Origin of the sequence: Agrobacterium tumefaciens str. B6 (genome assembly GCF_001541315.1) — a bacterium.
GTDB classification, from domain to species: domain Bacteria; phylum Pseudomonadota; class Alphaproteobacteria; order Rhizobiales; family Rhizobiaceae; genus Agrobacterium; species Agrobacterium radiobacter.
Genome location: NZ_LMVK01000029.1, coordinates 1 through 7586 on the forward strand (window position 1 = coordinate 1; position 7586 = coordinate 7586).

The 7586-nt window shown below is 60.5% G+C and carries 5 protein-coding genes and 2 pseudogenes; 3 read left to right on the forward strand and 4 right to left on the reverse strand.

Annotated elements, in window-relative coordinates:
* Positions 1-179 precede the first annotated feature (179 nt).
* Together ilvN and ASB65_RS19055 are read right to left on the reverse strand one after the other, a co-directional pair.
* Positions 180-752: an acetolactate synthase small subunit gene (ilvN, locus tag ASB65_RS19050; RefSeq protein ID WP_003507555.1), complete on the reverse strand. Its 573-nt coding sequence runs from the start codon at positions 750-752 to the stop codon at positions 180-182.
* A gap of 19 nt (positions 753-771) precedes the next feature.
* Complete coding sequence (locus ASB65_RS19055) at positions 772-2565, reverse strand: acetolactate synthase 3 large subunit (protein ID WP_060725068.1); 1794 nt, start codon at positions 2563-2565, stop codon at positions 772-774.
* A gap of 380 nt (positions 2566-2945) precedes the next feature.
* Between ASB65_RS19055 and ASB65_RS19060 the strand changes: the two genes are divergently transcribed.
* Entirely contained in the window at positions 2946-4955 is a 2010-nt protein-coding gene (locus tag ASB65_RS19060) for an ATP-binding protein (protein WP_080868449.1), read from the forward strand.
* 7 nt (positions 4956-4962) lie between these two features.
* Here ASB65_RS19060 and miaA read toward each other — a convergent pair whose 3' ends face one another.
* A complete protein-coding gene (miaA, locus tag ASB65_RS19065) occupies positions 4963-5859 on the reverse strand; it encodes a tRNA (adenosine(37)-N6)-dimethylallyltransferase MiaA (RefSeq protein WP_060725070.1) in 897 nt (298 codons plus the stop codon).
* Between miaA and serB the strand changes: the two genes are divergently transcribed.
* Positions 5858-6748, forward strand: a complete 891-nt coding sequence (gene serB, locus ASB65_RS19070; RefSeq protein WP_060725071.1) for a phosphoserine phosphatase SerB — start codon at positions 5858-5860, stop codon at positions 6746-6748. The two genes, miaA and serB, sit on opposite strands and share 2 nt — an antisense overlap.
* Positions 6745-7305, forward strand: a pseudogene (locus tag ASB65_RS19075) (GNAT family N-acetyltransferase); the annotation flags it as partial. The gene serB and the pseudogene ASB65_RS19075, both read left to right, overlap by 4 nt.
* Positions 7306-7413: 108 nt before the next feature.
* Here the strand turns inward: ASB65_RS19075 and ASB65_RS29160 are convergent.
* Positions 7414-7586: pseudogene (locus ASB65_RS29160) on the reverse strand (ABC transporter permease); the annotation flags it as partial.

The window sequence follows — 7586 nt, forward strand, 5'->3', positions numbered from 1 at the left end:
GACCACGCTGCAGGAGTTCTTGCCCAGATCAATTCCAAGAATAGCAATAGACATTGGCTCGTTCCTTTCGCTTTCCGAATGCCAGCACTGTACTCGATGCTGGGTGAAAGGGCGGGCCATCCCATAAACCCGCGGCGAACCGCGGGCTTATATTTCAGCATCTGCTCCAAATACGGAGATTACATTCCCTGCGAACCGCGATTCATCGCAGCAATACCGGTGCGGCAGATTTCGATCAGGCCGAGCGGCTTGATGATGGCCACGAACTGGTCGATCTTCGATGACTTGCCGGTGATTTCGAAGATGAAATGCTCGACAGTCGCATCCACCACCTTGGCCTGAAACGCATCCGCAAGGCGCAGGGCTTCAGCGCGCACTTCACCCGTGCCGGCGACCTTGATGAGCGCCACTTCGCGCTCGATAGGCCGCTCCTGCCCCAGTTCGCGGGCACGAACGGTGAGATCGAGAACCCGGTGCACGGGCACGATACGTTCCAGCTGCGCCTTGATCTGCTCCAGCACGATGGGGGTACCGCGCGTGACGATGGTGATGCGCGATAGATGCGCCTCATGTTCGGTCTCGGAAACCGTCAGGCTTTCGATGTTGTAGCCACGGCCGGAAAACAGGCCGATGACCCGGGCGAGAACACCCGGCTCGTTGCTGACGAGAACCGACAGCGTATGATTTTCGACGGCAGCCGTTTCCTTCTGGATGAAATAGGCGGAGCCGGTGGGCTGTAGGTGTGCGTTCATGTCCTTTTCCTCTCCCGGCTCAGACTAGCTGACGGCCCTTGGCGTCAATGGCGTTGGCAACAGCTTCATCCGTCGCCTCATCCGGCAACAGCATCTCGTTATGAGCCTTACCAGACGGGATCATCGGGAAGCAATTGGCAAGATTGGCAACGCGGCAATCGAAGATAACCGGCTTGTTGACCGCGATCATCTCGGCGATCTTCTCGTCCAGTTCCCTAGGATCGTCGCAATACATGCCGACCGCTCCATAGGCTTCCGCGAGCTTGACGAAGTCAGGCATCGCTTCGGTATAGGAGTTGGACAGGCGGTTGCCATGCAGCAGCTGCTGCCATTGGCGCACCATGCCCATGTACTGGTTGTTGAGGATGAAGATCTTCACCGGCAGACCGTACTGGATGGCGCAGGACATTTCCTGAATGCACATCTGGATCGAGGCGTCACCGGCGATATCAATGACGAGCGCTTCCGGGTGTGCAACCTGAACGCCGATGGCTGCCGGCAGGCCGTAACCCATGGTGCCGAGACCACCTGACGTCATCCAGTGGTTCGGCTCCTCGAAGCCGAAGAACTGCGCCGCCCACATCTGATGCTGCCCGACTTCTGTCGTAATGTAGGTGTCACGCCCCTTCGAAGCCTCATAAAGCCGCTGCAACGCATATTGCGGCATGATGACATCGTTGGAGTTTTTGTAGGCGAAGGAGTTGCGGGCACGCCAGCGCTCGATCTGCGCCCACCAGTCGGCGGTCTGCGCCTTTTCCGGTTTCTTCGGCAAGGCGCGCCACAGGCGGACCATATCTTCCAGAACATGGCCGACATCGCCGATAACAGGCACGTCGACGCGAACCGTCTTGTTGATCGACGATGGGTCGATATCGATGTGGATCTTCTTGGAATTCGGCGAAAACGCGTTGATGCGGCCGGTAATTCGGTCGTCGAAACGCGCGCCGACGCAGACCATGACATCGCAATCATGCATCGTCATATTGGCTTCGTAGGAACCGTGCATGCCCAGCATGCCGAGCCAGTTCTTGCCCGATGCCGGATAGGCGCCGAGACCCATCAGGGTCGACGTGATCGGGAAACCGGTCAGCTCTACCAGTTCACGCAGCAGACGGGTGGCTTCCGGGCCGGAATTGATGACGCCGCCGCCGGTGTAGAAAACCGGCTTCTTCGCCTTCGACATCAGCTCGATGGCCGCATGAATGGCATTGAGGTCGCCCTGGACCTTCGGCTTGTAGCTCTTCTGCTGAATGGCGGCGGAAGGCGGCGTATAGGTGCCGGTGGCGAACTGGATGTCCTTCGGAATATCGACAACAACAGGTCCGGGACGACCCGTCTGCGCGATGCGGAAGGCTTCATGGATGATGCCCGCCAGCTCGTTGACGTCCTTTACCAGCCAGTTGTGCTTGGTGCAGGGGCGAGTGATGCCGACGGTGTCGCATTCCTGAAAAGCGTCAGAGCCGATCAACGATGTAGGAACCTGACCGGAAAGGCAGACGAGCGGGATGGAATCCATCAGCGCATCCTGCAGCGGGGTGACCGCATTCGTCGCGCCGGGGCCTGACGTGACGAGCATGACGCCGACCTTGCCGGTGGAGCGGGCATAACCTTCGGCCGCGTGGCCGGCGCCCTGCTCGTGGCGCACGAGAATGTGCTGGATGTCTTCCTGCTGGAAAATCTCGTCATAGATCGGAAGCACGGCACCGCCGGGGTAACCGAAGATGTGCTCGACGCCGTTATCCTTCAGCGCCTGCAGAACGATCTCCGCACCTGTCATGCGATTGCTGTTTTCCGTATTGTCCTTATCCGTCATTGCCTGTTTCCATCCCGCTTTGGCTTTGGATATCGAGGAGCCCGAGGGCCTGTTTGAAGACATAAAAAAAGGCCCCTATAGGAGCCTCGTTCAGCGCATGGGTGCTTTCGCCGGATGGTTACACCATCCTGCCCATGCGCCGTCCCACCACGATAAGTACGTTAAGATTTTTCATGGGCCGGAGTGTTAGCCAGAAAACCCCCAGCCGTCAACGCATATTGCAGGAAAAAATCGCCGCCGCCTTCTTTTATTACCCGCAAGCAGACTTCCGCGAAATTTTCGAACGCAGTCGGTACACCTGTTGTTAAGCATAATATTTTAATATCGAGAGCGCAGATACTGCCCGAACCACCGCGATATCGCATGTACCGGGAAAAAATGTGAATAACGACACGTTTCATAACGCGTCCCGAATGGACGAAAACGAACGGCGGTCCGGCCAGCAGCCGGCGAACCGCATGCTCGGCCGCGTCATCGCCTGTAACGGCGCACACGCCACCATTGCCGCCGAAACCGAACCGGGCACCACCGATGTGTCGCAGCTCTGGTCTGTCGGACGCCTGATCTCGATCGAAATGGGCACGAGCCGTGTCGCGGCCCTCGTCTTCGCCATGCGCACGGGCGAGGACTATTGGGCAGCGGACAGACCGAACAGGCTGCTGATCGACGTTGAACTCGTGGGCGAAGTTTACCGCACCGAGGACGGCAGCGAACGCTTTTCCACCGGCATCTCGCGTTACCCCTATCTCGGCGCGGTGGCGCACCGCATCCGCACCAGCGACCTCTCGAAGATCTACGACAGCGGCAAGCGTGACGCCTGCGTGATCGGCAGGCTGACGCAGGACGATACGATCGGCGCCGCCATCAGCATTCCGCAGATGCTTGCCAAACATTTCGCCGTCGTCGGTTCGACGGGCGTGGGCAAGACCACCGCCGTTTCGCTGCTTCTGAACAAGGCGATCGAGACCGACCCGAAACTGCGTGTCCTCATTCTCGATCCACACAATGAATTCGCGGCCGCTTTTCCCGATCATTCCGTCGTCATCGATACGGATACGCTGGACCTGCCCTTCTGGCTGATGCGGCTTGAAGAATTTGCCGAGGTCATCTTCCGCGGTCGCAAGCCGGTGCCGGAAGAAATGGATGTCCTCCGCGACATCATTCCCGAAGCGAAGAAGGCGTTTCGCGGCACCGAAGGTTCCGCCGTCCGCCGCACCTCCGACAAAAGCGCGATCACACCGGATACGCCGGTACCCTACCGCATGGCCGATCTTCTCGCCCTCATCGACGAGCGTATCGGACGGCTGGAAGGACGCGGCGAAAAACCCGCATTGCGCACGCTGAAAGGCCGCATCCTCTCGGCCATTAACGACACGCGCTACAACTTCATGTTCTCCAGCAATACGATCAGCGACACCATTCTGGAAACGGTGGCGCATATTTTCCGTATTCCCGGGGAAGGAAAGCCGATTTCGGTATTCCAGCTGTCAGGCATTCCCTCCGAAGTGGTGAACTCGGTGGTTTCGGTCCTCTGCCGCATGTCCTTCGAACTGGCGGTGCTGGCGCGCGGCTCGCTGCATATGCTTGTCGTCTGCGAGGAAGCGCACCGTTATGCGCCTGCCGACCCCGAGCGCGGCTTTTTCCCCACCCGGCAATCCATCGCCCAGATCGCCAAGGAAGGCCGCAAATACGGCATTTCGCTCGGCGTCATCAGCCAGCGGCCGAGTGAGCTGGATCAGACCATCCTGTCGCAATGCTCGACCGTTTTCGCCATGCGGCTCTCGAACGAGATCGACCAGAAGATCATCCTTTCAGCGGTACCGAACGCATCGACATCGACCACCAGTTTTCTGTCGTCCATCGGCAATGGTGAGGCCATTGCTTTTGGCGAGGCCGTCAATGTACCGATGCGCATGCGTTTTGACCGCGTCGTCACGGCCAAATTGCCGAAGGCGAGCGGCATCACCAGCCATGTGAACCACGAAACCCCTGATACGGTTGACCTGAACAGCATCGTCACCCGCATGCGCGCCACGCCAAAACCCGTTATCACCGGCTTCCAGCAAAGCGTTGAAGCGGCCTTTTCCGATCTGCCGGAACCGGCAGCACCGAACCGGTCAACGGATGAGGTCGATAGCTGGAAGCAGGAACTGGGCACAGCTGCAACGGAGGGATATGAACCCTATCGCCCGGACATGCTGCCTGGCCGCACGCTCCCTGCATCACCAAATCCGGCGGCACCCGATACCGCCTCTGGCGCCGTCAACGAATTGCGCAAGGCCAGTTTCCAGATGCAGGCGCAAAATGGCCCGCCGCCCGGCGATACACGCCCTTCGCTCCGCGAGAGCCTCCTGAAGAAGCCGCTCGGCAGCCTCTACCGGAAAGACTGACGCCCGTTCACGGCTGGATGCGTGTCCAGTCGTCTCCCATCTGATTGCGGAACCAGGTCATCTGCCGTTTGGCATATTGACGGGTCGCGGCCGCCGATTTTTCGATAACCTCCGCCTCGCCCATGCGCCCGGCCAGCATATCGGCGATCTGGGCAACGCCGATCGCCTTCATTGCCGTTGCATCAGGCGGAAGATTGAGCGCGAGAAGCGCCTGCACCTCCTCCACCGCGCCGCTCTCCACCATCGCCTCAAAACGACGATTGATGCGATCATGCAGCACCGGCCTTTCCGGCAGGACGACGAATTTCTGCGCCCGGTCGGGGTCGATAATCATAGGGCCCCGGGCCTGCTGGAAATCCCGGATCGATTTCCCCGTCGCCTCAAGCACTTCAAGCGCCCGGACGATACGCTGCCCGTCCCCCGGCTGGAGCGTGTCCGCCATGGCCGGATCACGGCCGGCGAGTTCCGCATGAAGGACCGCCCCTCCCTCCTCGACCAGCCGGGCGCGCAATCTCTCGCGGATGTCCTCTGGAATGTTGGGCATGTCGGAGAGGCCGCCCGTCAATGCCTTGAAATAAAGTCCCGTGCCGCCGACGATGACGGGGAAACGCCCCTGCGCCCGTAAATCCGCAAGCAGGGCAGAGATGTCCCGCAGCCATTCGCCCGTTGAATAGAGGCTGCTCGCCGACACATGGCCGTAAAGCAGATGCGGCACGCCCTCCATCTCGTCTTCGGATGGCCGGGCGGTCAACACCCGTAGCGTGTCGTAAACCTGCATGCTGTCGGCATTGATGACGACGCCGTCCCGCTCCCGCGCCAAACGAAGCGCAAGCGCGGACTTGCCGCTTGCCGTCGGGCCGGTTATCAGGATCGCATCAAAATTCTCATCAAGGTTTTTCATCATGGCTCTCGTTGCCACGCTTATCGCCAATCCGTCAAATCCTGTTCTGACACCGGCCCTCGGCGAAGCGGCCGCGAAGGCCGTCAACGCATCGGGCCTCTACTGGCTGGCCGATGGCGTTGCCTGCGATATCGCCCTGCCCTCCGGCACCGCCGCCGAACAGGCGCGCAGCGCGATTGCCGCCGCGCTTGCCGGAAAACCGATCGATATCGTCATCCAGGAACAGGATCAGCGGCGCAAGAAGCTTCTGATCGCCGACATGGATTCGACCATGATCGGCCAGGAATGCATCGACGAACTGGCGGCCGAAGTCGGGTTGAAGGACAAGGTCTCAGCCATCACCGCCCGCGCCATGAATGGCGAGATCGCTTTCGAACCTGCTTTGCGTGAGCGTGTGGCGCTGCTGAAGGGCCTGCCGGTCTCTGTCATCGATGACGTCATCGAAAAGCGCATCACGCTGACCCCGGGCGGCAAGGAACTGATCGCCACCATGAAGGCGAAGGGCTATTACACCGCCCTCGTGTCCGGCGGCTTCACCGTCTTCACCGGCCGCGTCTCCGCGATGCTCGGTTTCGATGAGAACCGCGCCAATCTGCTGGGCGAAACCAATGGCGAACTTGATGGCACCGTTGCCGAACCCATCCTCGGTAAACAGGCCAAGGTGGATGCGCTGAACGATATTGCAGCAAAGCTCGGCATTTCGCCGGAAGAGGCAATGGCAGTCGGCGATGGCGCCAACGATCTCGGCATGCTGCATCTGGCCGGCGCGGGCGTCGCCCTGCACGCCAAGCCGGCCGTGGCAGCCGAGGCGCAGATGCGCATCGACCATGGTGATCTGACCGCGCTTCTATACATCCAGGGCTATCGCAAGACGGATTTTGTCACTCCATGATCATCCGAGAGACACAGAGACTCATTCTGCGCGAGTGGAAGGAGAGCGACCGTGACCTGTTCCGCGAAATCAACGCCGACGAAAAGGTCATGGAGTTTTTTCCCTTCCGCCGCAGCCATGCGGAAGCGGACGCCGTGTTGGAAACCATCAACGGCATGATCCGCGGCAGCGGTTACGGCTTCTACGCCATGGAACTGCGCGAGACCGGCGAAGTCATGGGCTTCTGCGGCATTTCCCCCGTCATGAATCTCGACCCGCCCTTCCCGCTCGGAACCATGGAAATCGGCTGGCGGCTCGCCACCGGCTTCTGGGGCCACGGCTATGTCACGGAAGCGGCGCAATCGCTGCTCGTCATGGCCTTCGATGAAAAGGAGACGCCGGAAATCGTCTCCTTTGCCGTGCACAACAACCAGCGTTCAACGCGGGTGATGGAGCGTATCGGCCTCAAGCGTGATCCTTCACGCGATTTCGACCATCCGCGCGTGCCGGAAGAGACGCATCCGCATCTGCGCCCGCATGTGACCTATGCGCTGACGCTGGAGGAGTGGCGGGCGCGGGAAAAGACCACCCCCCCCAGCCCGAACACACTTCACCGCCCGCATTACCGCCCCCGCACAAAAAGCCCCCCCCGCGCCCGAACGCCCCCCGCCCCGCCGGCCCGAACACCCCTCCACCGGTTTCTGGTACGCAAGGGGCAAGCCCGCGAAAAAAATCACATCCCCGAACATGCCAAGCACGAGTGCGCCCGCAAGCGCCCCGGTCGAACTGCCGAAGCCGCCGGAAAGCGCAGTGCCGCCCAAGACCACCGCCGAGATGGAGGAGAGCGCCAGACTAGAAC

Excerpts from the sequence above, each read along its gene's own strand:
- ASB65_RS19055 (WP_060725068.1), bottom strand. The coding sequence starts at position 2,565 with ATGACGGATAAGGACAATACGGAAAACAGCAATCGCATGACAGGTGCG.
- miaA (WP_060725070.1), bottom strand. The coding sequence starts at position 5,859 with ATGATGAAAAACCTTGATGAGAATTTTGATGCGATCCTGATAACCGGC.
- ilvN (WP_003507555.1), bottom strand. The coding sequence starts at position 752 with ATGAACGCACACCTACAGCCCACCGGCTCCGCCTATTTCATCCAGAAG.
- serB (WP_060725071.1), top strand. The coding sequence starts at position 5,858 with ATGGCTCTCGTTGCCACGCTTATCGCCAATCCGTCAAATCCTGTTCTG.